Origin of the sequence: Micromonospora sp. LOL_025, assembly GCF_048060285.1 — a bacterium.
GTDB lineage: Bacteria > Actinomycetota > Actinomycetes > Mycobacteriales > Micromonosporaceae > Micromonospora.
On the sequence record NZ_JBHMIR010000005.1, the window covers coordinates 104261 to 126904 of the forward strand.

19 protein-coding genes and 1 pseudogene are annotated in these 22644 nt (G+C 77.4%); 15 read left to right on the plus strand and 5 right to left on the minus strand.

Annotation, left to right across the window (positions count from 1 at the left end; all coding sequences use genetic code 11):
• Position 1: 1 nt before the first annotated feature.
• The 7 genes from cobM to cobA are packed head-to-tail and all read left to right on the plus strand — an operon-like array spanning position 2 to position 7584.
• Positions 2-880 (plus strand): precorrin-4 C(11)-methyltransferase, encoded by an 879-nt coding sequence (cobM, locus tag ACFHW0_RS09155; protein WP_416606847.1) that lies wholly within the window; start codon positions 2-4, stop codon positions 878-880.
• Entirely contained in the window at positions 880-2025 is a 1146-nt protein-coding gene (locus ACFHW0_RS09160) for a cobalt-precorrin-5B (C(1))-methyltransferase (RefSeq protein ID WP_416606848.1), read from the plus strand. The genes cobM and ACFHW0_RS09160 overlap by 1 nt, the downstream gene beginning before the upstream one ends.
• Complete coding sequence (gene cbiE, locus ACFHW0_RS09165) at positions 2013-3254, plus strand: precorrin-6y C5,15-methyltransferase (decarboxylating) subunit CbiE (protein WP_416606849.1); 1242 nt, start codon at positions 2013-2015, stop codon at positions 3252-3254. Before ACFHW0_RS09160 ends, cbiE begins: the two co-directional genes overlap by 13 nt.
• Positions 3251-5068 (plus strand): precorrin-3B C(17)-methyltransferase, encoded by a 1818-nt coding sequence (gene cobJ, locus ACFHW0_RS09170; RefSeq protein ID WP_416606850.1) that lies wholly within the window; start codon positions 3251-3253, stop codon positions 5066-5068. The genes cbiE and cobJ overlap by 4 nt, the downstream gene beginning before the upstream one ends.
• Positions 5056-5253: a 4Fe-4S binding protein gene (locus ACFHW0_RS09175; RefSeq protein WP_416606851.1), complete on the plus strand. Its 198-nt coding sequence runs from the start codon at positions 5056-5058 to the stop codon at positions 5251-5253. Before cobJ ends, ACFHW0_RS09175 begins: the two co-directional genes overlap by 13 nt.
• 46 nt (positions 5254-5299) lie before the next feature.
• Positions 5300-5890 carry a precorrin-8X methylmutase gene (locus ACFHW0_RS09180; protein WP_416606852.1) on the plus strand — a complete coding sequence of 197 codons (591 nt, stop codon included), beginning with the start codon at positions 5300-5302 and terminating at the stop codon, positions 5888-5890.
• A complete protein-coding gene (gene cobA, locus ACFHW0_RS09185) occupies positions 5887-7584 on the plus strand; it encodes a uroporphyrinogen-III C-methyltransferase (protein WP_416606853.1) in 1698 nt (565 codons plus the stop codon). The genes ACFHW0_RS09180 and cobA overlap by 4 nt, the downstream gene beginning before the upstream one ends.
• 9 nt (positions 7585-7593) lie before the next feature.
• Here the strand turns inward: cobA and crcB are convergent, their stop codons facing one another.
• The 3 genes from crcB to ACFHW0_RS09200 all read right to left on the minus strand — a co-directional run bounded on the left by crcB (position 7594) and on the right by ACFHW0_RS09200 (position 9291).
• Positions 7594-7956, minus strand: a complete 363-nt coding sequence (crcB, locus tag ACFHW0_RS09190) for a fluoride efflux transporter CrcB (protein WP_416606854.1) — start codon at positions 7954-7956, stop codon at positions 7594-7596.
• Complete coding sequence (locus ACFHW0_RS09195) at positions 7953-8450, minus strand: fluoride efflux transporter FluC (protein ID WP_416606855.1); 498 nt, start codon at positions 8448-8450, stop codon at positions 7953-7955. The genes crcB and ACFHW0_RS09195 overlap by 4 nt, the downstream gene beginning before the upstream one ends.
• A gap of 82 nt (positions 8451-8532) precedes the next feature.
• On the minus strand, positions 8533-9291 hold the full coding sequence (locus ACFHW0_RS09200) for a class I SAM-dependent methyltransferase (protein ID WP_121398754.1): 759 nt from the start codon (positions 9289-9291) through the stop codon (positions 8533-8535).
• A 180-nt stretch (positions 9292-9471) separates the two neighbouring features.
• Here ACFHW0_RS09200 and ACFHW0_RS09205 point away from each other — a divergent pair, with 180 nt between their 5' ends.
• The 4 genes and pseudogenes from ACFHW0_RS09205 to ACFHW0_RS09220 form a co-directional block, all read left to right on the plus strand.
• The gene (locus ACFHW0_RS09205) at positions 9472-9897 is read left to right on the plus strand and encodes a DUF6766 family protein (protein ID WP_416606856.1); all 426 of its coding nucleotides are present in this window, start codon (positions 9472-9474) and stop codon (positions 9895-9897) included.
• Positions 9898-9975: 78 nt separating this feature from the next.
• Positions 9976-10428 (plus strand): hydroxyphenylacetyl-CoA thioesterase PaaI, encoded by a 453-nt coding sequence (gene paaI, locus ACFHW0_RS09210; protein ID WP_416606857.1) that lies wholly within the window; start codon positions 9976-9978, stop codon positions 10426-10428.
• 87 nt (positions 10429-10515) lie between these two features.
• Positions 10516-11622 (plus strand): nucleotide disphospho-sugar-binding domain-containing protein, encoded by a 1107-nt coding sequence (locus ACFHW0_RS09215; protein ID WP_416606858.1) that lies wholly within the window; start codon positions 10516-10518, stop codon positions 11620-11622.
• A gap of 72 nt (positions 11623-11694) precedes the next feature.
• Positions 11695-12273 (plus strand): annotated as a pseudogene (locus tag ACFHW0_RS09220) (dienelactone hydrolase family protein); the annotation flags it as partial.
• Positions 12274-12296: 23 nt separating this feature from the next.
• Here the strand turns inward: ACFHW0_RS09220 and ACFHW0_RS09225 are convergent.
• A complete protein-coding gene (locus tag ACFHW0_RS09225; RefSeq protein WP_416606859.1) occupies positions 12297-13190 on the minus strand; it encodes an aldo/keto reductase in 894 nt (297 codons plus the stop codon).
• Between the two features lie 173 nt (positions 13191-13363).
• Positions 13364-15736, minus strand: a complete 2373-nt coding sequence (locus tag ACFHW0_RS09230) for an AAA family ATPase (protein WP_416606860.1) — start codon at positions 15734-15736, stop codon at positions 13364-13366.
• 186 nt (positions 15737-15922) lie between these two features.
• On the opposite strand from ACFHW0_RS09230, the gene ACFHW0_RS09235 reads away from it, so the two are divergent.
• The 4 genes from ACFHW0_RS09235 (at position 15923) to ACFHW0_RS09250 (ending at position 22601) form a co-directional block, all read left to right on the plus strand.
• Entirely contained in the window at positions 15923-18817 is a 2895-nt protein-coding gene (locus ACFHW0_RS09235; protein WP_416606861.1) for a helix-turn-helix transcriptional regulator, read from the plus strand.
• 110 nt (positions 18818-18927) lie between these two features.
• Positions 18928-19698 carry a DUF5995 family protein gene (locus tag ACFHW0_RS09240; RefSeq protein ID WP_416606862.1) on the plus strand — a complete coding sequence of 257 codons (771 nt, stop codon included), beginning with the start codon at positions 18928-18930 and terminating at the stop codon, positions 19696-19698.
• Between the two features lie 322 nt (positions 19699-20020).
• The gene (locus tag ACFHW0_RS09245) at positions 20021-20422 is read left to right on the plus strand and encodes a hypothetical protein (protein ID WP_416606863.1); all 402 of its coding nucleotides are present in this window, start codon (positions 20021-20023) and stop codon (positions 20420-20422) included.
• Between the two features lie 85 nt (positions 20423-20507).
• A complete protein-coding gene (locus ACFHW0_RS09250) occupies positions 20508-22601 on the plus strand; it encodes an amino acid transporter (protein WP_416606864.1) in 2094 nt (697 codons plus the stop codon).
• Positions 22602-22644 lie beyond the last annotated feature (43 nt).

Below are 22644 nucleotides of genomic sequence, written 5' to 3' on the forward strand. Positions count from 1 at the left end.
GGTGACCACCGCACCGATCGCGGACCGCGCTGGAGACGGCGGGCCCACCAGCACGGGCAAGGTGTGGTTCGTCGGGGCCGGCCCCGGCGCGGCGGACCTGCTGACCCTGCGCGCCGCCCGGGTGATCGGCGCGGCCGACGTGGTGGTCTGGGCGGCCAGCCTGGTGCACGCCGACGTGCTCGCCCACGCCCGCGCCGACGCGGAGATCGTCGACTCGTCGCGGCTGCCGATCGAGGGCGTGCTCCCGCTCTACCAGCGCGCCGCCGCCGACGGGCTGACCGTGGCGCGGATCCACTCCGGCGACCCGGCGCTGTGGGGCGCGGTGCAGGAGCAGCTCGACCTGTGCCGGGCGCTCGGGCTGGCCGTGGAGATCGTCCCCGGCGTCTCGTCGTTCACCGCCGTCGCGGCGATCGTCGGCCGGGAACTCACCATCCCCGAGGTCGCCCAGTCGGTGATCCTCACCCGGCTCGAGGGCGGGAAGACCCCGATGCCGCCGGGCGAGCGGGTCCGCGAGTTCGCCCGGCACGGCACCACCATGGCCCTGTTCCTCTCCGCCGCCCGCTCCGGCCAGGCGCAGGCCGAGCTGCTGGCCGGCGGGTACCCGGCCGACACCCCGGTCGTGGTGGCGTACCAGGCGACCTGGCCCGACGAGCTGGTGGTGCGGTGCGCGCTCGGCGACCTGGAGGCCACCGTCAAGGAGCACAAGCTCTGGAAGCACACCCTCTTCCTGGTCGGCCCGGCGCTCGCCGCCGCCGGCACCCGCTCGCACCTCTACCACCCCGGGCACTTCCACACCTTCCGCCGGGCCGAGCCGGCCGCCCGCGCCGACCTGCGCCGCGCCCGCGCGGGCGGCGGGACACCGGGGGACGGGCGCGCCTGATGACGTACGCCGAGCCGCCGCTGCGCGAGCCGGACCTGCCGCGTACCGCGAAGGTCCGGCCGACCGCGCTGCGCACCGGGTGGACCACCGGCGCCTGCGCGACGGCGGCGACCAAGGCGGCGCTGACCGCCCTGGTCACCGGCGTGCCGCAGCGGCAGGTGGAGATCACTCTGCCGGCCGGGCGGCGGGTCAGCTTCCCGGTGGCCCGCTGCGACGTCGACGCCCGCGCGCGGGCGGAGGCGGTGGTGGTCAAGGACGCCGGCGACGACCCGGACGTCACGCACGGCGCCGAGCTGACCGCCACCGTGAGCTGGCGGGACACGCCCGGGCTGCGCCTCGACGGCGGGCCGGGCGTCGGCACCGTCACCAGGCCGGGCCTCGGCCTGCCCGTCGGCGGGCCGGCCATCAACGAGACCCCGCGCCGCATGATCGGCCAGGCCGTCGCCGAGGTCGTCGACCTGACCGAGGTGGGCGTCCGGGTGGTGGTCAGCGTGCCGCGCGGCGAGATCATGGCCCGCAAGACCACCAACCGCCGGCTCGGCATCCTCGGCGGCATCTCCATCCTCGGCACCACCGGCGTCGTCCGCCCGTTCTCCACGGCCTCGTGGCGGGCCAGCGTGGTGCAGGCGGTGCACGTGATGGCCGCCCAGGGGGAGCGGACCGTGGTGCTGTGCACCGGCGGGCGCACCGAGCGGGCCGCCCGCGCGCTGCTGCCGGAGCTGCCCGAGGTGTGCTTCGTGGAGGTCGGCGACTTCACCGGCGCGGCCGTCACCGCCGCCGTGGGCGACGGGATGACCGGCGTGGTCTTCGTCGGGATGGCCGGCAAGCTGGCCAAGCTCGCGGCCGGCATCCTGATGACCCACTACACCCGGTCCAAGGTGGACCTGTCGCTGCTCGGGGCGGTCACCGCCGAGGCGGGCGGCGACCCCGCGCTGGTGGCGGCGGTCACCGCGGCGAACACCGGGCGGCACGCGTACGAGCTGTGGGAGGCCGCCGGGCTGCTCGGCGCCGCCGGCGACCTGCTCTGCCAGCGGGTGCGGCAGGTGCTGCTCCGGTTCGCCGGCGACGCCGTCACCGTCGACGTCGCCATGGTCGACTTCGCCGGCGACCGGGTGGTCGCGTCCTCGGGCCGGTGGGCGGGGTGACCGCCGGACAGCCGGTCGCGGGCGTCGGGCCGGTGGTGACCGTGGTCGGGATCGACGCCGGAGGCGGGCCCGCGCACCCCGCGGCCGCGCCCGCGCTCGCCGGGGCCCGGTTGGTGGTCGGCGCGGCCCGGCACCTGGCCGCCGTCCGGCTGCCGGCCGACGCCGACACCGTCGCCCTCGGGCCGCTGGCGCCCGCGCTGGGGCGGCTGGCCGACGCCGTCGCCGCCGGGAGTCCCGCCGTCGTCCTGGCCAGCGGCGATCCCGGGCTGTTCGGGGTGGTCCGGGCGGTGCGGGCGGCCGGGCTGCCGCTGCGGGTGCTGCCGGCCGTGTCCAGCGTGGCCGCCGCGTTCGCCCGCGCGGGCGTGCCCTGGGACGGCGCGGCCGTGGTCACCGCGCACGGCCGCGACCCGCGGCCCGCGCTGAACGCCTGCCGGGCGCTGCCCGCCGTCGCGGTGCTCACCGCCCCGGGCGCCGGGGCCGCCGAGTTGGGCGCCGGGCTGGCCGGCTGGACGCGCCGCCTGGTCGTCGCCGAACACCTCGGCACCGACGCCGAACGGATCACCGAGACCACCCCCGAGCAGGCCGCCGGCCGCGACTGGGCCGACCCGCACGTGCTGCTCAGCCTCGCCGGTGAGCCCGGCGCCGCCGGGATGCGGGTGGACAACCAGCCGGCCGCCGCGCCGGCCGGCGGGTGGGCGCTGCCGGAGTCCGCCTACGCCCACCGCGATTCCATGATCACCAAGTCGGAGGTACGCGCCCTCGCCGTCGCCCGGCTGCGTCCCCGCCTCGGCCGGCTGGTCTGGGACGTCGGCGCGGGCAGCGGCTCGGTCGGCATCGAGTGCGCCCTGCTCGGCGCGGCCGTGATCGCCGTCGACCGCGACCCGAGGGCCACCGTCGGCGCCAACGCCGCCCGGCACGGCGTCGACGTCCGGGTGGTGGCCGGCGCCGCCCCCGGGGCGCTGCACGGGCTGCCCGATCCCGACGCGGTCTTCGTCGGCGGCGGCGGCACCGACGTTTTCGCCGCCGTGGCGCACCGCCGGCCCGACCGGGTGGTGGCCGCCCTCGCCGCCGTCGACCGGGTCGCCCCCGCCGTCGGCCTGCTGCGCGCCGCCGGATACGCCGTGCAGGGCGTCCAGCTCTCCGCTGCCCGCCTCGCCGACCTGCCCGGCGGGTCCGTCCGACTCGCGGCCACCAACCCGGTGGTCGTCCTCACCGGGGAGCGCCCGTGAACCACCCGCCCGCCGCCACGGACCAGCCGGCCCGCATCGGGCTCGTCGCCGCCACCGCCGCCGGCCGCCGGCACGCCCGCACCCTCGCCGACGCCTGGCCGCACGCCCGCCTCGTCACGGCGGACACCGTCGCGGACGCGCTGCGCGCCGCGTGGACCGGGTACGACGCCGTGGTGGCGTTCCTGGCCACCGGGGCGGTGGTGCGCATCCTCGCGCCGCTGCTCGGCGACAAGCGCAGCGACCCGGCCGTGGTGGTGGTCGACGAGGCGGCCCGGCACGCGGTCGCGCTGCTCGGCGGCCACGCCGGGGGCGGCAACGAGCTCGCCGGGCGGGTCGGCGCGCTGCTCGACGCGCGCCCGGTGGTCACCACCGCCACCGACGCCGTCGGCCTGCCCGGCCTGGACACCCTCGGCTGGCCCGTCGAGGGCGCCGTCGCCGCCGTCGGCCGCGCCATCCTCGACGGCGAGCCGGTGACCCTCGTCGCCGACGCCACCTGGCCGCTGCCCGCCCTGCCCGACAACGTGCGCCCCGCGCCCGCCGGTCCGCCGGCACCCGCGCCGGCCCCCGCCGGATCGTCGGCCCCCGCGCCCGGCGGGCCGGTGGCCCCCGGCCGGGACGACGTCCGGTCCGGGCCGACGGTCGACGGTGGGTACCGGCTGCTGGTCACCGACCGGGTGGTGCCGCTCGACGACCGGACCGCCGTGCTGCGGCCCCCGTCGCTGGTCGCCGGCGTCGGGTCCAGCCGGGGCGTGCCCGCCGCCGAGGTGCGCGGCCTGCTGGACCGGGTGCTCGCCGACGCCGGCCTCAGCCCGGCCAGCCTGCGGCACCTGGCCAGCGCCGACATCAAGGCCGACGAGGCGGGCATCCGGGCGACCGCCGACGCGCTCGGCGTACCGCTGGTGACGCATCCGGCGGCGGAGCTGGCGGCGGTCGACGTGCCGCACCCCAGCGAGGTGGTGCGCGCCGCCGTCGGCACCCCCAGCGTCGCCGAGGCGGCGGCGCTGCTCGGCGGCGACGCCGACCTGCTGGTGCCGAAGACCGCGACGGCGATGGCCACCGTCGCCGTCGCCCGGCACGCCCCGCGCGGCCGGCTGGCGATCGTCGGCCTCGGCCCCGGCGCGGCGGACCTGCGCACCGCCCGCGCGGTGACCGAGCTGCGCCGGGCCGCCGTGGTCGTCGGCCTGGACCAGTACGTCGACCAGGTGCGCGACCTGCTGCGCCCCGGCACCCGGGTGCTCGCCAGCGGGCTCGGCGCCGAGGAGGAACGGGCCCGTGCCGCCGTCGCGGAGGCCACCGCCGGTCACGCCGTGGCGCTGGTCGGCTCGGGCGACGCCGGCGTGTACGCGATGGCCAGCCCCGCCCTCGAGTACGCCGACGAGCGGATCGACGTGCTCGGCGTGCCCGGGGTGACCGCCGCGCTGGCCGCCGGGGCGCTGCTCGGCGCGCCGCTCGGCCACGACCACGCCTACCTGAGCCTGTCCGACCTGCACACGCCGTGGGAGGTCATCGCCCGTCGGGTGGCCGCCGCGGCCGAGGGCGACTTCGTGGCGCTGCTCTACAACCCGCGCAGCCGGGCCCGGGACTGGCAGCTCGGGGCGGCGCTGGAGGTCTTCGCCGCGCACCGGCCGCCGGACACCCCGGTCGGGGTGGTGCGCAACGCCAGCCGGGCCGGCGAGCGGGTGCACCTGGCCACCCTGGCGACCCTCGACCCGGCCGTGGTCGACATGTACAGCGTCGTGGTGGTGGGCAGCAGCCAGACCCGGATCGTGGCCGGCCGGATGGTCACCCCGAGGGGGTACCGGTGGCGGCCGTGACCATCGGCTCCTGCCAGGGCTGCGGCGCCTGCCTGCTCACCTGCCCGACGCACGCGATCCGGCCGGTGCCCGGCGGCCTCGCCGTACGCGCCGACCGCTGCACGGGCTGCCTGGAATGCGTGGAGATCTGCCCGGTGGACGCGATCCGCGCCACGGACACCGAGGAACGTGGAGGGACCCGATGAGTTCGCTACGACAAGCGCTACGGCGCCGCGGCGACGGAGACGCGGCGTGAGCCGGGTCGTGCACCCCATCGAGCGGGAGTCCTACCGCATCCTGCGTTCCCGGGTCGACCTGACCCACCTGCCGCCGCTGACCCGGGCCGTCACCGAGCGGGTGGTGCACGCCAGCGCCGACCTCGACTACGTCACCGACCTGGTCTGCGACGAGGCCGCGCTGGCCGGCGGGCTGGCCGCCCTGCGCGCCGGCGCGCCGGTGGTCACCGACGTGGCGATGGTCGCCGCGGGCGTCACCGGCCGCGACACGGTCTGCCCGGTCGCCGAGCCCGCCGCCGCGGAGCTGGCCCGCGCGGCCGGCATCACCCGGTCGGCGGCGGCGGTACGGATCGCCCTGGAGCGGGTGGGCCCCGGTGCGGTCTGGGTGGTCGGCTGCGCGCCGACCGCGCTGGAGCAACTGATCACCCTGGACGCCCGGCCGGCGCTGGTCGTCGGGCTGCCGGTCGGCTTCGTCGGGGCCGCCGAGTCGAAGGCGGCGCTGCGGGCCAGCGGCCTGCCCGGGGTGTCCAACCGGGGCGAGAAGGGCGGCTCGGCGGTCGCCGCCGCCGCCCTCAACGCCCTGCTGTACGTGGAGGAGGAGCAGTGAGCGCTCTGGTCATCGTCGGGCACGGCACGCGCAGCGCGGCCGGGGTCGAGCAGTTCGTCGCGTTCGTCGACCGGGTGCGCCGCCGCGCCGCCGGCACCCTCGGCGACGTCGAGGGCGGCTTCATCGAGCTGTCCCGGCCGCCGCTGACCGACGCGGTCGGCGCGCTCGTCGACCGGGGGCACCGCTCGCTGGTCGCCCTGCCGCTGGTGCTGACCGCCGCCGGGCACGGCAAGGGCGACATCCCCGCCGCGCTGGCCCGCGAGCGGGAGCGCCATCCCGGCCTCAGCTACGTCTACGGCCGGCCGCTGGGCCCGCACCCGCTGCTGCACACCGCGCTGGAGCAGCGCGTCGACGCCGCCCTCGCCGGCGACGACCGGGCCAGCACCTGGGTGGCGCTGATCGGGCGCGGCTCCACCGACCCGGACGCCAACGCCGAGGTCGCCAAGGTGGCCCGGCTGCTCTGGGAGGGCCGCGGCTACGCCGGCGTCGAGCCCGGCTTCGTCTCGCTGGCCGAGCCCTCGGTGCCGGCGGTGCTGGACCGGCTGCGCCGGCTCGGCGCCCGGCGGATCGTCGTCGCGCCGTACTTCCTCTTCGCCGGGGTGCTGCCGGACCGGATCGTCGCGCAGTCGGCCGCGTTCGCCGCCGCCCACCCCGAGCTGGACGTGCGGGTGGCGGACCTGATCGGCGACTGCGACGCCCTCGCCGACCTCGTCCTCGAACGGCACGCCGAGGCGCGTCGCGGCGACATCCGGATGAACTGCGACACCTGCGCGTACCGGGTGCTGATGCCGGGCTTCGCCGACAAGGTCGGCCGGCCGCAGACCCCGCACGACCACCCCGACGACCCGGTCGGCGGCCACGGCCATCACGGGCACGACCACGGCCACCACCGCCACGACCACCACGGGCACGGCCACGACCACCACCACGGTCCCGGCCCGCGCCGGGGTCAGGTCGCCGTGGTCGGTGGCGGGCCCGGGCCGGACGACCTGATCACCGTACGGGGCAGGGCGCTGCTGGACGCGGCGGACGTGGTGGTGGTCGACCGGCTCGCCCCGCGCGGACTGCTCGCCGGGCTGCCCCCGGGCGTGGAGGTCATCGACGCGGCGAAGGTGCCCCGGGGACCCGCGATGGGACAGGACGCGATCAACGCCGCCCTCGTCGCGCACGCCCGCGCCGGGCGGCGGGTGGTGCGGCTCAAGGGCGGCGACCCGTACGTCTTCGGACGCGGCCACGAGGAGCTGCAGGCCTGCGCGGCGGCCGGGGTGGACGTGACCGTGGTCCCCGGGGTGACCAGCGCGGTCGCCGCGGCGGCCCTGGCCGGGGTGCCGGTCACCCACCGGGGCGTCGCGCACGACGTCACCGTCGTCTCCGGGCACCTGCCGCCCGGGCACCCCGACTCGCTGGTCGACTGGGCGGCGCTGGGCCGGGCCCGGGGCACCCTGGTGCTGCTGATGGCCGTGGACACGGTGGACAAGATCGCCGCGGTCCTGGTCGAGCACGGCCGGGCCCCCGACACCCCGGTCCTCGCCGTGCAGGACGCCGGGCATCCCGACCAGCGCACCGTGACCGCCCGGCTGGACGAGACCGGCGCGGTGGCCGCCCGGGAGCGGATCGCCCCACCGGCCGTCTTCGTCGTCGGCCCGGTGGTCGACCTGCGCCTGCCCGACGGGCCGGCGGACCCGGGACGCTGAACCGCCCGCTCAGCCGGCGACGACCCGGGCCAGGGCGAAGCCTGCGGTGGCGGCGCCGAGGCCGGCGGCCACGCTGGACAGCACGTTGACCAGCGCGAGGAACCGCCGGCCCCGGCACGCCAGCCGCAGCGTCTCGTACCCGAAGGTGGAGTACGTGGTCAGCGCGCCGCAGAAGCCGGTGCCGAGCAGGGCGCCGGCGGTCGGGCCGACGGGCAGCCCGGCCAGCAGACCGAGCAGCAGCGACCCGACCACGTTGACGGTCAGCGTGCCCCACGGGTAGGCGCCGCCGAGCCGGGCCTGCACCGCCCGGTCGGTGAGGTAGCGCAGGGGCGCGCCGACGGCCGCGCCGAGCGCGATCAGCAGGACGGTCACCGGCCGGCCCCGCGCGCCGGCCGGCCGTGGCGGGGGGTGTCGAGCAGCCGGCCGGTGAGGGCGTCGCCGAGCCAGACCGCGACCAGCGCGCCCAGCAGGGTCGCGGCCAGGTAGCCCAGGGCCACCTCCGGTGCGCCGGCGTCGAGCGTCAGGCGGACGTCCACCGCGTACGTGGCGAAGGTGGTGTAGCCGCCGAGGACGCCCACGCCGAGGAACGGGCGCAGCAGCGGTCGGCGGCCACCGGAGCGCTCCAGCGCCGCCATCAGGACGCCGATCAGCAGGCACCCGGTCAGGTTGACGGCGAAGGTGGCCCACGGAAAACCCGTCGGGCCGTGCGGGACGGCGTGCTGGAGGCCGGCCCTGGCCAGGGCGCCGAGCGCGCCGCCGGCCGCGACGGAGCCGAGCACCGCGCCGGGGCGGGCGGCCAGCTCGCCCCGGTCGGCGGGTACGCGCAGGTCGACGTCGGGGTCGACCCGCGGATCCGGTCCGGTCACCTCGCCCTCCCCGCCGGTGCCACGGGCGTGGCCTCGGCGCGCGCCCGCCAGCCTAGCGTCCGGCGCGGTGGTCGTCGGGGCGTCAGCGCACCCCGGCGACGGCGGCGTCGGGGCCGCCCCGCCACACGGTGCCCACCTCGGCGAAGCCGGCGGCGGTCAGCGCGGACAGGTGCCAGGAGACCGGCGGGGTCCACTCCGGGCTGTGCCCGCTCGGGTAGATGTCGCGCCGCTGCGCGACGAGCGGCCGCAGCGCCGGGTCGGCTTCCGCCCGGTCCCACCACTCCGACCAGGACAGCGCGGCGCCGGCGGCGTACCGGGCCGCCCGCCGGTCCCGGGCCCGGTCGAGCAGGCGCTTGGTGAGCTGCGGCAGGGCGTCGTCGGGCATGTGGTCGGCGTTGACCAGGATGCCGCCCGGCCGCAGCAGGTCGCGCAGTTCGGCGTAGAGCCGTTCGAGCCGCTCGCCCGGCAGCCAGTGCAGCGCGGTGGCGGTGAGGACGGCGTCGTACTCGCGGTGGGGGAGCGCGGCGTGCCAGTCGGGCCGGTTCAGGTCGGCGGTGACGACGGTGACCCGGTCCCCGAGCGAGGCGCGGGCGAGGGCGAGCAGCGCCGGGTCGAGGTCCACCAGGGTCACCTCGGCGTGGGGGAAGCGGCGCAGCGCCCGGTCGGAGATGGTGCCGGTGCCGCCGGCCAGGTCGAGCAGCCGCAGCCGGTCGTCGTCGCGGACCGCGTCGACCGCGTCGAGCATCGCCGTGAACCGGTGCTCCCGGTCCGGCAGGTACGCCTCCTGCTGGCGGTCCCAGCTCTCCTGCCAGGCCGCGACATCCGTGATGTAAGGACTCATGCGGGCCAGGCTAGTTACGGAAGCGGGACGCGTCCAGATGTTGTTGCCAAAGATTTGCAACAAGTCCGTGCGGCGGACAGGGCACGGGCGCGGCGGCCCCGCCACGCCGGTACGCCGTTTTGTCGCGCCCGCCCCGGGGCATAGGCCCCCTACCTGGGGATTCGTCGAAAGGGGAGCGCGATGTCCGACACGACGACCTCCGGCGCGCGTCCGGCCGGGACGCCCCGGGACGGGCGGTCACGCCGCCGGGCGGAGGGGCCGCCGTTCCGCAAACCGAGGTGGCCCAGGGCGTACGCCTTCGCGCTGGTGACCGGGGCGCTGTTCCTGCTCACCTGGATCGCGCAGTTCGTCTTCCAGGCCACCGTGGCGAGCGACGAGGCGAGCCAGCACGGCCGCTCCTTCGCCTGGGCCGACTTCCTACCGCAGTTCCTCGCCGCCACCTTCGAGAACTGGCAGTCCGAGTTCCTCCAGTTGATCTGGCAGGCGGCGGGCCTGGCCCTGTTCTACCACTGGGGCTCCTCCCAGTCCCGCGAGTCCGACGAGCGGATCGAGGCGAAGCTGGACGCGCTGCTGCGCGAGCGCGACCTGGACCCGGAGAACCCCTGACGGGTGCCGTGCGCGGCCGGCGTACGGTACCGGGACCGGCGGTCGAGGGGACCGCCCCGGACGGGCGTGGAGCGGTCGATGGGCGGGACAAGCGGGGCGTCGAGCAGCGGCGGTACGGCTGGGGTGGCCGGGCGCAACGCCGCGTACGACATGTTCGCCGCCGACGTCGCCTCCCGGGGGCTCGGCATCGAGCTGGTGGACGCCGCCGGCGGCGCGGCGGTGGCCCGGATGCGGGTGACCGCCGCGATGGTCAACGGCCACGCCATCGCCCACGGCGGCTTCGTGTTCCTGCTCGCCGACACCGCCTTCGCGCTCGCCTGCAACAGCCACGGCCCCGCGACCGTCGCCGCCGGCGGCGAGATCAGCTTCGTCCGTCCCGCCCGCGAGGGTGACCTGCTGACGGCGCACGCCACCGAGCGCACCCGGTACGGCCGCAGCGGCATCTACGACGTCACCGTCACCCGGGACGACGGCGCGGTGGTGGCCGAGTTCCGGGGCCGCAGCCGCACCCTGCCCCCGCCCGCCGGCTGAACCCGCCGTCGTCCGGGGCCGCCCTCGTCCCCGGCCGCCCCTTCCGGTGCCCCCACGACGGGCTCCGCCGGGGCTAGCATCGGCGCGGTGCGAGTACTGGTGGTCTCCGCGCCGTTGATCGGGCACGTCGCCCCGCTGCTGCCGCTGGCCGGCGCGCTGCGCGACGCCGGGCACGAGGTGCTCGTCGCCACCGCCGCCGACGGGCTGCGGGCCGCGCGGCCCGGGGTGCCCACGCGCGACGTCGCGCCGGCGTTCGACTTCGGACGCATCGCCCGCCGCGTGCTGCTGCGCCACCCGCTGATCGCCCGGGCCGAGCTGGCCGGCACCGCCGGCACCCGGGGTGCCGGGCTGCTCTTCGGCGCGGTCAACGACCAGCTCGCCGACGGGGTGGTCGCCGTCGCCCGGCAGTGGAAGCCCAATCTCGTCATCCACGAGCCGTTCGCGGTGGCCGGGGCGCTCGCCGCCGCGACGCTCGGCGTGCCCGCCGTACGCCAGGAGAACGCCCTCTTGGACGGCCGCGAGCTGGCCCGGGCCACCCTGGCGCGGCTGGGGCCGGCGCTGCGCCGGCACGGCCTGACCGCGCTGCCGCCGCCGGCCGCCGCGATCGCCGTCGCCCCGCCCAGCGTGCTGCGTCAGGACGGCTGGCCGATGCGCTACGCCACCGAGGCCGGCGGCGAGCTGCCGGGCTGGCTGCGCGAGCCGGGGGAGCGGCCACGGGTGCTGGTCAGCCGCAGCACCCTCGTCGGCCCCGGCAGCGCCGGACCGATGCCGGCCGTCGTCGCCGTCGCCGACCGGGTCGACGCCGAGTTCGTGCTGGTCCGCCCGGAGGCGCGGCTGGCCCGCCGGGCGCTGCCCGGCAACGTGCGTACGGTCGACTGGATCCCGATCCCCGCGGCCCTGCCGACGAGCGCGGCGCTGGTCCACCACGGCGGCGCGGGCAGCGTCCTCAGCGCGCTGATCGCCGGGGTGCCGCAGCTGGCCACCGTCGGGGCGGGCGACCGGCGGCACAACGCCGAGCTGGTGGCCGCGCGCGGGGTCGGCATCGCGGTCCGCACCCGCGACATCACCGCCGACACCCTGACCCGGCTCGTCACCGACCCCGCGCTGCGCGACGCGGCGCGGCAGGTCAGCGCCGAGATCGCCGCCATGCCGGGGCCGGGCGAGCTGGTGCGGCGGCTGGAGTCGCTGCGCTGACCCGGCGCCGACGGCCCGCCGGCGTCGGCGCCCCGGCCCGCGCGGCGGGCCGGGGCCGTCGCCACCGTCAGACAGAATGTCCCGATGGGACACGTCGTGCTGTTTCATTCGGCCTACGGGCTGCGACCCGCCGTGTTGACGGCCGCCGACCGGCTGCGCGCCGCCGGTCACCACGTCGTCACCCCCGACCTCTACGGCGCGCCGGCCGTCGACACGATCGAGGAGGGCTTCGCCCTGCTCGACGAGGTCGGCGAGGCGGCCGTGATGGGCCGGGCCAGGGCGGCGCTGCTCGAGGCGCCGCCCGACGCGGTGCTGGCCGGGTTCTCCATGGGGGCCGCGGTGGCCGGCGCGCTGCTAGGCGAGCGCCCCGCCGCCGCCGCGCTGCTGCTGTTGCACGGCGCCGGCGGCGCGCCGGAGGCGGTCCGGCCGGGCCTGCCGGTGCAGATGCACATGGCCGACCCGGACGAATACCCCCCGGAGCCCGAGCTCGGCCGGTGGCAGCGGGCGATGACCGGGGCGGGCGCGGAGCTGAGCGTCCACCGCTATCCCGGCGTCGGCCACCTCTACACCGACCCCGACCTGCCCGACCACGACCTGGCGGCCGCCAGCCAGACGTGGGAGCGGGCGGTCGCCTTCCTCGACGGCCGCTGACGCGCCGCGCCGCCGTCCCGCCGTCAGCCCAGGCGGGCCAAGTCCTCGCGGGTGAGCCGGATCGCCCCGGCCGCCACGTTCTGCGCCAGGTGCTCCGGATCGCCGGTGCCGGGGATGGCCAGCACGTGCGGCCCCTGGTGCAGCGTCCAGGCCAGCCGGATCTGGTGCGGGGTCGCGCCGTGCGCGTGCGCCACCGCCCGTACGGCCTCGTCGTGGTCGCCGCCCGCGCCCGCCTCCCGTCCGGCGCCCGCGATCGCGAAGAACGGCACGAAGGCGATCCCCCGCTCGCCGCAGACGCGCAGCAGCTCGTCGGCCCACCGGTTGACGTCGAGGGCGTACGCGTTCTGCACGCACACCACCGGCGCGATGTCCCGCGCCTCGTCCAGGTGGTCCACCCGCACGTTGGACAGGCCGAGATGCCGGATCAGCCCGGCGTCGCGCAGCTCGGCGAGGGCGGCGAACCGCTCCGCCACCGAGTCCCGCTCGGGCCGCCGGACGATCCGCAGGTCGACCACGTCCAGGTGGTCCCGGCCCAGCCGGCGCAGGTTCTCCTCCACCTCCCGGCGCAGCTCCGCCGGGGTCAATTCGCGGTGCCGGGTCGCCTCGTCGAAGGACGGCCCGACCTTGGTGGTGATGACCAGGTCGTCCGGGTACGGCGCGAGGGCCTCGCGGATCAGTTCGGTGGCGTACCGGGGCGAGCCGGCGCCGACGCCGAGCGGTCCACCCGGCGACACGTAGAAGGCGGCCGTGTCGATGTGGTTGACGCCCAGTTCGACGGCCCGGCGCAGGACGCGGACGGCGCGCGCCCGGTCCGGGTCGACGGTGAGCCGCATGGAGCCGAACCCCATCCGGTGCACGGTGCGGTCGCCGAGCGTCCAGGTGCCGGCGGCGGAGGCGGTGATCTCTTCGACAGGCATCGGGCGAACCTAGCCAGTCGGCGCCGGCCCGCGCACTCGGTCGGCCGCCCGATACCGCCCGGGTCGGGTGCCTGTTAGCTTGGATCGTGGGGGAGATCCGCCTGGCCGCCCGCACCCGCCGCCGCGTCCGGCACCCCCGTTCGACGAAAGCGGCCAGCACCCTGCCGGCCCGCTCACGCCGCGATCGGCGTGCCGCGCGGCAGGACCCATCTCGGCCGCTGCCCGCGCCCCTGCCACCGTGCCGACCCGTCCGGCCCGGGGGCCCACGGGCCGTCGCCGTCGGCCGCTCCGTACGGGTCAGCCGCCCGACCGGGGCCGGCGGACCGGCTCACCCGGTCGAGGCCGGCAGCCCTGTCGGATCCGGTCGTCCGATGAGGGCCGGCCGTCGGGCCGGAGGCCGTCGGACCGGGGCCGGCGGTCAGGTCGGGGGTGGCCGTCGGATCGGGGCCGGCCGAGGGGACGCGATCGCCGACGGCGGTCCATCCGCGCAGCTCCACCACCCGGCCGCCCCCGACACGTGCCGGGGGGACGGCGACCGGCGGACCGGGCACGGGACGCGCCCCCGGCACCACCGCGACCCGGGGCACGTCGGCGACCCGGGGCAGGGTCGCGAGCCTGGGCAGGGCCACCACCCGGGGCGTGCTGGCGGGCCGGGGCGTTTCGGGGAAACGGGGCGTGGCGGCGGGCCGCCGCAGCGGTGCCGGGTGCGCCGCGCGCGCGTCCCGGGCCGCCGGGCGGTCGGCGTCGGCGCGCGCCGGCGCCGGCGGTACGGGGGTGGTGGGGGCGTGGACGACCACGGGCACCGGCGGCGCGTCCGCCTCCGCGGGCCGCCCGGCCCGGCGGGCGAACGCGGCCCGCGCCGCCCTCGGCAGCCGGGCGTACGCGAGCTCGCGGACCACCGCGTCGGCGACGGCGTACCGGCCGTCGGCGCGGGCGACCAGCAGACCCGCCACGGCCAGCGCGCGCAGCACCGGGGCGGCCCGCCCGGGAGCCCAGTCGAGCAGGCGCGCCACCGTCGCGGCGGTGGTGCCCGCGCCGACGGTGGCGACGGCCATCAGCACGGCCCGCCGCGCCCCGTCGAGGCGGTCCAGCCGGGCGTCGACCTCCCGGCGCACCACCTCCGGCACGGACTGCGCCGCGCCCAGCGACGCCACGTACGCGGCGGCCCGCCCCGGATTGCCGCCGACCAGCGGCAGCAGCCGGGCGATCGTCGCCGCCGGCCGGTCGGCCCGGCCGAGCAGGTGGCGCAGCAGCCGTCCGGTCTCCACGGGGCGCAGCGGCGGCAGCGCCAACCGGTGTCGCCGATCCCGCGGGTCGGGCCGTACGTCCGTCCGCTCCGGGCGGTGCGAGGCCACCACCACCAGCGGCAGTGACCGCGCGGTGGCCGCCGCGAAGAGCCGGTGCAGGAAGCGGTCCAGCGCCGCGGTGGCCCGGTCGAGGTCGTCCACCGCCACCACCACCGGCTGCCGGGCGGCGAGCCCCAGGAGCGCCTCCCGGGCCACCTCGGCGCCCCGCGCCGCGTCGCCGGAGCCGTCCGGCGTGGCCAGCAGCGCCTCCAACGCGGACACCGCCTCGGTCAGGCCGGCGGGCGGCACCAGGTCCGTGAGGGCGGCGGTGAGCCGTCGCCGTACCGTCGCGGGCGGCTCACCGGCGCGGAGGCCGGCGAGCCCGCGCACCAGGTCCGCGACGGGCGCCAGCGGCTCCGGGTACGGCGGGCAGTGCGCGACGCACCAGCGCACCGGCGCCCCGTCCACGGTCCGTACCGCCCGCGTCAGCTCGTGCAGCAGGCGGCTGCGCCCGCTGCCGGCGGGACCGACCAGCGACAGCCAGCGCGGGTCGCGGCCCCGGACGGCCCGGACGATCAGGTCCCGGGCGGCGGCCAGTTCCCGCCGCCGCCCGACCAGCGGCCCCTCGTGCCGGGCCGGGGCCGGTCGGATCGTGCCGGTGGCATGCCACACGTCGACCGGCAGCGCCTTGCCGACCAGCGCCACCGGCGGTACGCGGCGCTGGTCGACCAGCCCCACAGTCGCGCGGTGGGTGGCCGCGCAGAGCGCCACCCCGCCCGGTGGGGCGTACTCCTGCAACCGCGCGGCGGTGGTGATCACCGCGCCGCTGGCCACGCCGTGTCCGCCGTCGCGCGCCGCGGCGAGTTCCACCAGCGCCTCACCGGTGGCCACCCCGGCCCGGACCCGCAGGCGCGGCGCGCCGGGCGGCGGTCGCCGGTCGAGGGCCCCCTGGATCTCCAGCGCCGCCCGCACCGCCCGGTACGCGTCGAACCCGTCGGACCGGCGGGCCCCGAACAGCGCCATCACCGCGTCGCCGACGTACTTCTCGACCACCCCGTGCCACCGGCGCAGCACCCCGCCCACGGTGTCGAAGTACGCCCGTTGCAGGATCCGCACGTCCTCGGGGTCGAGCCGGTCGACGAGCGCGGTCGACCCGACGATGTCGACGAACAGCACGGTGACGAGGCGTCTCTCCTCCGGGACCGGCCAGCCTGCCGACGTGAGCCGCTGCGAACCGGCGACGATGGTGGGCATGGGCATCGCACCCGCCTTTCCCCACGGTGGCTGACGATGCCTCGGACACTGTCACCGATCCGCCGACGGGGGATCTGCCGAACGACGTATGTCGGTCGCGCGCAACCTTCGGTCGCAATGTCGACGCGAGGAGTACCACAGGCGCGAAAGACCCGTAGAACGGTGCGGGGCCCTGTGACTAGGCTGCGTGCCATGGCCAGCGAAGTGGACACCGCACCACTCGTCGGCCGGGCCGACCTGGTGACGACGGTACGGTCCGTGCTGCTCGACGACGTCACGCAGGGCAACACCGCCGCCGTCTTCCTCACCGGCGAGAGCGGCGTCGGCAAGACCCGGCTGCTGCGCGAGGTGGGCACCCGGCTGCGCGACGCCGGGGCCCTGGTGCTCACCGGCTCCTGTCTGGACATCGGCGACGCGTCCCCCCTGCACCCGCTGCTCCAGGCGCTGCGCCGCCTCGACGCCGAACTGACCGGTTCCGAGGCCCGGACCTCCTCGGCGGTCCGTGGCCTCCTGCGGGTGTTCGCCGAGGAGACCGCCGGCCCGGACGGCGCGGGGGCGCTGCTGGAGCGGGTCTCGCGTGGGTTGCACCTGATCGCCGAGGGGCGGCCGCTGGTGCTCGTCCTGGACGACCTCCAGTGGGTCGACCGGAGCACCCGCCAGCTGCTGCTCTACCTGCTGGCCGGGCTGGGTGACCTTCAGCTGTCCGTGCTGGCGGCGGTGCGGGCCGAGTCGTTACAGGGCGCGCACCCGCTGCGCCGGGTGCTCACCGAGCTGCGCCGGCTGCGTACGGTGCGGGTGCTCGACCTGGCCCCGCTGGACCGGGCCGGCACCGACCGGCTCGCCGCCGCCGTGGTCGGGCGGGCGCTCAGCCCGGAAGCGGCGGAGCTGGTGTGGCAGCGCAGCGGCGGCAACCCGTTCGTGGTGGAGGAGCTGGCCCGCGACCTGCGCGACGGCCGGGACGGCCTCTCCGACACGCTGCGCGAGATCTTCCTGGCCCGGGTGGACGCGCTGCCGCAGCACGCGCACACCGTGGTGCACGCGGTGGCGGCCGGCGTCGAGCCGGTGGAGCACTGGCTGCTCGCCCGGGTGGTGCGGCTGCCCGAGGACGAGCTGATCGAGGCGGCCCGGGCGGCGGTCGCGCACCGGCTGCTGGTCAGCGCGGACGACGGCTACCGGCTGCGGCACCGGCTGGTCGCCGAGGTGCTGGAGCACGAGCTGTTGCCGGCCGAGCGGGCCGCCCTGCACCGCCGCTACGCCGAGGCGCTCACCGCGGCCCCGGCGGAGCTGCACCAGGCGCGCCTGGCGCACCACTGGCGGCGGGCCGGCGAGCCGGCGCGGGCGTTGCCGGCGGCGATGGCGGCGGCCCGGGAGGCCGAGCGGCTGCACGGCTGGGCCGAGGCGCACCGGCACTGGTCGGTCGCGTTGCAACTGGCCGCCTCGCCGGGCGTCGCACCGCCGGACGTGGACCGGGTCACGCTGCTCAGGCCCGCCGCCGAGGCCGCCCACCACTGCGGCGAGCACGCCCGGGCGCTGGCGCTGCTGGAGGAGCTGGCCACGGCCGAGACCGACCCGTCGACCTGCGCGCTGCACATCCGCCGGGCCCGCTACCTGGCCGCCGCCGGCCGGTCGGCGCCGGCGGAGGCGGAGTACCAGCGCGCCCTGGAGGCCGCCGACTGCACGCCCCGGGAGCGGGCCACGGCCGCGGCGCACCTGGCCGAGCTGCTGCTGCACCTCGGCCGGTACGCCGACGCCGGCCGGCGGGCCCGGGAGGCGCTGGAGCTCTCCGCCGACGTGCCGGGCTCCACGTCGGAGGTGGTGCTGGCCAGCGCCGCGCTCGGCTTCTCCGAGGCGTACCTGGAGGACCCGGACGCCGGGCTGGCGGTGATGCGCCGCGCCCTGGAGACCGCCGAGCGCTCCGGTCGCCCCGAGGACGTGGCGTGCGCGTACCTGCACCTGGCCGAGCTGCTGACCGGTCCGCTCAACGTGCTGGAGGAGGGCGTCGTGGTGGCCCGCCGGGGCGCCGAGCGGGTGGCCGAACTCGGCCTGGGCCGCACGTACGAGACCCGGCTGCTGGCCATCGCCACCAACGGGCTGTTCCGGGTCGGGCAGTGGGCCGAGGCGGAGAAGGTCGTCGCGGCGGCGCTGCGGCACCGCCCCTCCGGCGCCGACGCGGTGGAACTGCTGCTGGCGCGCTGCCGGCTGTCGGTGGGCTACGGCGACATCGAGGCCGCCGACCGCGACCTGGACGCCGTGGCCACGGTGCTCGCCGGCGGCGGGGCGCGGCACGTGATCCCGCTGCTCACCCTGCGGGCGGGGCTGGCCATGTGGCAGGGCCGGCACGACCTGGCCCGGCAGGCGGTGCAGCGCGGCCTGACCGAGAGCCGCTCCGACGACGTGGGCATCCTCGCCGCGCTCGTGTGGCACGGCCTGCGGGCCGAGGCCGAGGCGCACGCCGGCCGCACGATCGCCGTGGACGAGACGGCGGTGCGGCGGCTGCGGGAGGTGGCCGACCGGGTCGCCCGCAAGAGCGAGCACGCCGCCCGGCCGGTGCGCGACGTGGTCGACGGCTTCCTGGCGCTGTGCGCCGCCGAGGTGAGCCGCCTCGACAGCAGCGACCCGGAGCTGTGGGCCCGCTCGGTGGCGCAGTGGGACCGCCGCCACCACCCCTACCCGGCGGCCTACTCCCGGCTGCGGCAGGCCGAGGCGCTGCTGGCCCGGCGCAGCCGCAGCGCCACGGCGGCCAAGCTGCTGCGGCAGGCGTACGAGGTGGCACAGGGGCTCGGCGCGGTGCCGTTGACCTCGGAGATCCGTACCCTCGCCGGCCGGGCGCGGGTGTCGCTGGAGGAACGCCCGGCCACCGGCGGCCCGGCCGCCGGGGCGGACGGCGACGAGCTGGCGGCGCTGACGGCCCGGGAGCGGGAGGTGCTCGCCGCGGTCGCCGAGGGGCTCACCAACCGGGAGATCGGCCAGCGGCTGTTCATCAGCGAGCGCACCATCGGCGTGCACGTCTCGCACATCTTCGACAAGCTCCAGGTCCGCACCCGGGTGCAGGCCAGCGCGATCTTCCTACGCAACCGGCCCGGCTGACGCGCGGCGCGGATACGTCGTTCTACTGATCCGGCCGGCGGTCGCCGGCTGGCAGGCTGTGCTGCGTCGCCGACGGCACGGGGGGTGCCGGGAACCACTGTGGAGGAGAGATGACGGAACCGGTGTGGGGGCCCGTGCATCGGGACATCGTCGATCTGCTCGCCGACCATCCGGCCGACGTGCCGGCGGTGGTCGACCACCTCACCAAGCTCCAGGACCTGCTGGTCCGGCTGCCTCCGCTGGAGGCGAGCTGCCCGCTGGCCGACTTCAACCGGCTGTACCTGACGATCACCGAGAGCGTGCTGAACGGCCTCTACGACGACCGGTTCTCCGACCCGGTGTTCCTGTCCCGGCTCGACGTGGAGTTCGCCGCCCGCTACTTCGACGCGATGCGGCTGTGGACCGACTCCAGCCCGGGCACGCCGAAGGCGTGGGCCTGCCTGTTCCAGCGGATGCGCGGGCCGGACGCCCGCCCGCTGCCGTCGGCCGCCGCCGGGGTGAACGCGCACATCAACTTCGACCTGCCGTTCGCGTTGGTGACCACGTTCGACAGCCTGGAGTCGGAGCCGGTGGACGGCACCGACCAGCACCGCGACTACCTGGAGATCAACAACATCTTCGCGGACAAGATCCCCGGTCTGCGGCGCGGCTACCTGGAACGGTGGCAGCTGCTCATCGACATGCTCAACGGCGACATCGACGACTGGTACCAGGGGGAGCTGGTCGAGTACACCCGCGACGTCGCCTGGCGCAACGCGCAGAAGATCTGGCGGTGCCGGCACGACCCGGCCGCCCACGAGTGCGAGCGCGCGCGGCTGGACGACACCGCCGCGGCGCTCGGTCGGTTGCTGCTCTCGCCCCTCGGGGCGTTCCTGCAGTAGCCGTGACGGGGGGTCCCCGCGCTCCGCACCCGGCACCCGGCGGAGCGCGGGGACGCGTCCCCGCCGGACCAGGGCCCGTCAGCCGGGGGGCGTCGGGCCCGAGGTCGGGGACGGTGCGGCGGTCCGGGGGTACGCCGGGTGCGGGGGAGCGGGGTTCGCGGGTCGGCCGGCCCGGGGGGTGTCGGCCGGCCCGCACGGGGTACGCCCGCGCCATGAGTCACCCGGCCCGTCGGCCCGCCGCCCGACCCCGTCCCCGGCCCGTCGCCCCGCCCCGTCCCGCCCGACCGGGCGCCGCCCGCCCCACCGGCCGGGGCGGCGCGCGATGACCGGCGGGGCACACCGGTTCGCGTTCCGCTTCGACCCGGTCTTCCGGCCGGCGCTCGCGCTGGTGGGCGTCCGGCCGGCGACCGCCTGGGTCGACGTCGACCGGGCCGAGCTGGTGGTCAGGTTCGGCCCGTGGCGACTGCGCACCGCCCGGGGCAACGTCGTCGACGTCGCACCCACCGGCCCGTACCGCTGGTGGCGGGGGATCGGCGTGCGCCTCTCCCTGGCCGACGCCGGCGTCACCTTCGCCAGCAGCACCGCCCCCGGGCTCTGCCTGCGTTTCGCCGAGCCGGTGCCCGCCCTGCTGCCCGGCGGGTGGCTGCGGCACCCCGGGGCGACGGTCACCGTGGCGGATCCCGACGCCCTCGCCCGGGTGCTGGCCGCCCGCGACGGCGACTGAGCCGTCCCGGCTTCACCGTTCGGGCGGGCGGCCGGCCGGCGACCGCCTACGGTCGGGTCAGGACCGCCGAGGGTGGGGACGGGACATGCGTGACGAGCACGGGCCGAGGTCGCGGCGCACGCGTGGTCGCCGGCCACCGCCCGCCGGCCCGCCACGGGACCTGCGCGCCGCCCGGGACCCGACCCGTCCCGGCGACCGCGCCGGACGCCCGGTCGCCGTCCCGGAGGCGCAGGCCAGCCCCACCCGGCCCGCCGCGCCGCTGAGCCCGCTGCGCCGGTGGCTGTTCGCGCACCGGGTGCAGCCGGTCGGCCCCGAGACGGCGGAGGGGCAGACCCGTTCGCACCCCTGGTGGCAGGTCATGTGCCTGACCGGGGTCGACTACTTCTCCACCCTGTCGTACCTGCCCGGGATCGCGGCGGTGGCCGCCGGGGCGCTCTCCCCGCTGGCCACCCTGCTCATCGTCGCGCTGACGCTGTTCGGCATGCTGCCCATGTACCGCAGGGTGGCCCGGGAGAGTCCGCACGGGCAGGGCTCGGTGGCGATGCTGGAGCGGCTGCTGCCGTTCTGGCGCGGCAAGATCTTCGTACTGGTGCTGCTGGGTTTCGTGGCCACCTCGTGGATCATCACGATCACCCTCTCCTCCGCCGACGCCACCGTGCACCTGCTGGAGAACCCGCACATGCCCGAGGGCTTCGGCGGCACCGGTGTCGCCGTCGGCGTCACCGTCGTCCTGCTGCTCGTCCTGGGCGGGGTCTTCCTGCTCGGCTTCCGGGAGGCGGTCGCGGTGGCCGTTCCGCTGGTCGCGGTCTTCCTGGCCCTGAACGCGCTGATCGTGGCCGACGGGCTGGTCGGGATCGCGACGGACCCGCGGACGCTGTCGGACTGGACCGCCGCGCTGACCGTCGGTGGTGGCCCCGGAGAGGTGGCCGTGACCGCCGTGCTGGCGTTCCCACTGCTGGTGCTGGGGCTCTCCGGCTTCGAGACGGGGGTGAGCATGATGCCGCTGGTCGCCGGCGGGGGCGCGGACCGCGAGGCGCGGCTGGCGGCGCGGATCCGCAACACCCGCCGGCTGCTCACCGCCGCCGCGCTGGTCATGTCGGTGTACCTGGTCTCGACCACCCTCGTGACCACCGTGCTCATCCCCGCCCGGGAGTTCGAGCCGGGCGGGGCCGCTGACGGCCGGGCGCTGGCGTACCTCGCCCACGAGCGCCTCGGGGAGGCGTTCGGCACCGTCTACGACCTCAGCAGCGTGCTGATCCTCTGGTTCGCCGGCGCCTCCGCGATGGCCGGCCTGATCAACATCGTGCCCCGCTACCTGCCCACCTACGGCATGGCGCCGGAGTGGGCCCGGGCCGTGCGGCCGGTCGTGATCGTCTACACCCTGATCAGCGTCGCCATCACCCTGGTGTTCCGTGCCGACGTCAACGACCAGGCCGGGGCGTACGCCACCGGCATCCTCGCCATGATGGTCTCCGCCGCCGTGGCGGTCACGATCTCCGCGGCCCGCCGCCGGCAGCGCGTCGCGGCCGGCGGCTTCGCCGTGCTCACCCTGGTCCTGCTGTACGCGCTCGCCGAGAACGTCATCGCGAAGCCGGACGGCATCGCCATCTCCGCGCTGTTCATCTTCGGCATCGTGGTCGTCTCGCTGGTCTCCCGGGTGACCCGGACGACCGAACTGCGCACGGAGCGCATCGAGTTCGACGAGCCGGCCCGCCGGTTCATCGCCGAGTCGCTGGCGCACGACGGCCGGCTGCACCTGATCGCCCACAAGCGGGCCGCCGGCGCGGTCAAGGAGTACACGGTCAAGGAGCGGGCGCAGCGGGGGATGAACCCCGTGCCCGGCGAGGGCGACATCCTCTTCCTGGAGATCGAGGTCGTCGACCCGTCGGAGTTCAGCCAGATGCTGCGGGTGCACGGCGTGGAGGTGGGTGGCTTCCGGGTGCTGCGGGCCGGCAGCCCGGCCGTCCCCAACGCCATCGCGGCGATCCTGCTGGCGCTGCGCGACGCCACCGGCGTACGCCCGCACGCCCACTTCGAGTGGTCGGAGGGGAACCCGCTCGGGCACCTGCTGCGCTATCTCATCCTCGGCCGCGGCGACACCCCGCCCGTCGTGCGGGAGATCATCCGCAAGTCCGAGCCGGACCCCGCCCGCCGGCCCGGCATCCACGTCGGCGGCTGAGGGCGGCTGCGCGCCTCCGCCAAGATGAATAGTACGCTTATTC

Bases quoted from the DNA above. Each gene is read 5' to 3' on its own strand.
- ACFHW0_RS09160 (WP_416606848.1), top strand. From the start codon at position 880: ATGACGTACGCCGAGCCGCCGCTGCGCGAGCCGGACCTGCCGCGTACC.
- ACFHW0_RS09200 (WP_121398754.1), bottom strand. From the start codon at position 9,291: ATGAGTCCTTACATCACGGATGTCGCGGCCTGGCAGGAGAGCTGGGAC.
- ACFHW0_RS09205 (WP_416606856.1), top strand. From the start codon at position 9,472: ATGTCCGACACGACGACCTCCGGCGCGCGTCCGGCCGGGACGCCCCGG.
- paaI (WP_416606857.1), top strand. From the start codon at position 9,976: ATGGGCGGGACAAGCGGGGCGTCGAGCAGCGGCGGTACGGCTGGGGTG.
- ACFHW0_RS09225 (WP_416606859.1), bottom strand. From the start codon at position 13,190: ATGCCTGTCGAAGAGATCACCGCCTCCGCCGCCGGCACCTGGACGCTC.
- ACFHW0_RS09230 (WP_416606860.1), bottom strand. From the start codon at position 15,736: ATGCCCATGCCCACCATCGTCGCCGGTTCGCAGCGGCTCACGTCGGCA.
- ACFHW0_RS09235 (WP_416606861.1), top strand. From the start codon at position 15,923: ATGGCCAGCGAAGTGGACACCGCACCACTCGTCGGCCGGGCCGACCTG.
- ACFHW0_RS09240 (WP_416606862.1), top strand. From the start codon at position 18,928: ATGACGGAACCGGTGTGGGGGCCCGTGCATCGGGACATCGTCGATCTG.
- ACFHW0_RS09245 (WP_416606863.1), top strand. From the start codon at position 20,021: ATGACCGGCGGGGCACACCGGTTCGCGTTCCGCTTCGACCCGGTCTTC.
- ACFHW0_RS09250 (WP_416606864.1), top strand. From the start codon at position 20,508: ATGCGTGACGAGCACGGGCCGAGGTCGCGGCGCACGCGTGGTCGCCGG.